Source organism: Terribacillus saccharophilus (assembly GCF_046592895.1).
GTDB lineage: Bacteria > Bacillota > Bacilli > Bacillales > Amphibacillaceae > Terribacillus > Terribacillus saccharophilus_D.
Genome location: NZ_JAWVPU010000010.1, coordinates 1 through 1,247, shown reverse-complemented (window position 1 = coordinate 1,247; position 1,247 = coordinate 1). Strand labels below are relative to the sequence as shown.

Here is a 1,247-nt window from a genome sequence, read left to right as displayed (position 1 = left end):
AATTAAATGGTGGAGCCTAGCGGGATCGAACCGCTGACCTCCTGCGTGCAAAGCAGGCGCTCTCCCAGCTGAGCTAAGGCCCCATTATATTATGAAAGTGAAAGTGGTCGGGAAGACAGGATTTGAACCTGCGACCCCTTGGTCCCAAACCAAGTGCTCTACCAAGCTGAGCTACTTCCCGTTATGGCGCGCCCGAGAGGAGTCGAACCCCTAACCTTTTGATCCGTAGTCAAACGCTCTATCCAATTGAGCTACGGGCGCATATTTAAGTGCCGAGGGCCGGACTCGAACCGGCACGGAGGAACCCTCCGCAGGATTTTAAGTCCTGTGCGTCTGCCAATTCCGCCACCCCGGCAAGCTGAATTAGTTGATTTAAGTAGTTATGGAGCGGAAGACGGGATTCGAACCCGCGACCCCCACCTTGGCAAGGTGATGTTCTACCACTGAACTACTTCCGCGTTTAATCTAAATGGTGCGGGTGGAGGGACTTGAACCCCCACGTCATAAGACACTAGATCCTAAGTCTAGCGCGTCTGCCAATTCCGCCACACCCGCATAGATTAAATACGCACAGTATTAAAATGAATGGTGAGCCATGAAGGACTCGAACCTTCGACCCTCTGATTAAAAGTCAGATGCTCTACCAACTGAGCTAATGGCTCTTACATGGTGCCGGCCAGAGGACTTGAACCCCCAACCTACTGATTACAAGTCAGTTGCTCTACCAATTGAGCTAGACCGGCTAAATGGTGGAGGATGACGGGCTCGAACCGCCGACCCTCTGCTTGTAAGGCAGATGCTCTCCCAGCTGAGCTAATCCTCCGGATTATATATCCGCCTGGCAGCGTCCTACTCTCGCAGGGCGAACCCAACTACCATCGGCGCTGAAGAGCTTAACTGCTGTGTTCGGCATGGGAACAGGTGTGACCTCTTCGCTATTACCACCAGATCGGATAATCAATGTTTGTCCTTTTCTTAAGGACAAGATATATTGTAGCATTTTTCAAAAGAAAAAGCAACACTTTTTTTGAAGTAAACCTTCAAAACTAGATAAGAAACTTTTCATGCTGGAACATCTCATGCGGCCAAGCACCGGAGTGCTTGGTCTTTGGCGTTGACTTACTAACTAGCGCTGAGGCTAGATCCAGCTCCAAAGGCCAGAAACTCCAGTATAAGCAATAGCCCTTCAAGGGAAATTACCCCTTTACGGCCTCTTACTTATCCTTCCGTTTCTAAGCGGCCTTTTC

At 50.1% G+C, this 1,247-nt stretch carries 9 tRNA genes and 1 rRNA gene; all 10 read right to left on the bottom strand.

From position 1 onward, the window contains the following. Positions 1–7: 7 nt before the first annotated feature. Positions 8–83, bottom strand: a tRNA-Ala gene (locus SFC66_RS17205). 21 nt (positions 84–104) lie between these two features. Beyond that, positions 105–181: transfer RNA gene (locus SFC66_RS17200), tRNA-Pro, on the bottom strand. Positions 182–184: 3 nt separating this feature from the next. Further along, positions 185–261: transfer RNA gene (locus SFC66_RS17195), tRNA-Arg, on the bottom strand. A 9-nt stretch (positions 262–270) separates the two neighbouring features. After that, positions 271–355: transfer RNA gene (locus SFC66_RS17190), tRNA-Leu, on the bottom strand. Between the two features lie 28 nt (positions 356–383). Continuing rightward, positions 384–458, bottom strand: a tRNA-Gly gene (locus SFC66_RS17185). Between the two features lie 12 nt (positions 459–470). Continuing rightward, positions 471–555, bottom strand: a tRNA-Leu gene (locus SFC66_RS17180). A 31-nt stretch (positions 556–586) separates the two neighbouring features. Further along, positions 587–662: transfer RNA gene (locus SFC66_RS17175), tRNA-Lys, on the bottom strand. A gap of 5 nt (positions 663–667) precedes the next feature. Then, a tRNA-Thr gene (locus SFC66_RS17170) sits at positions 668–743 on the bottom strand. Positions 744–747: 4 nt separating this feature from the next. Next, positions 748–823, bottom strand: a tRNA-Val gene (locus tag SFC66_RS17165). 13 nt (positions 824–836) lie between these two features. Next, positions 837–949, bottom strand: a 5S ribosomal RNA gene (rrf, locus tag SFC66_RS17160). Positions 950–1,247: the final 298 nt, after the last annotated feature.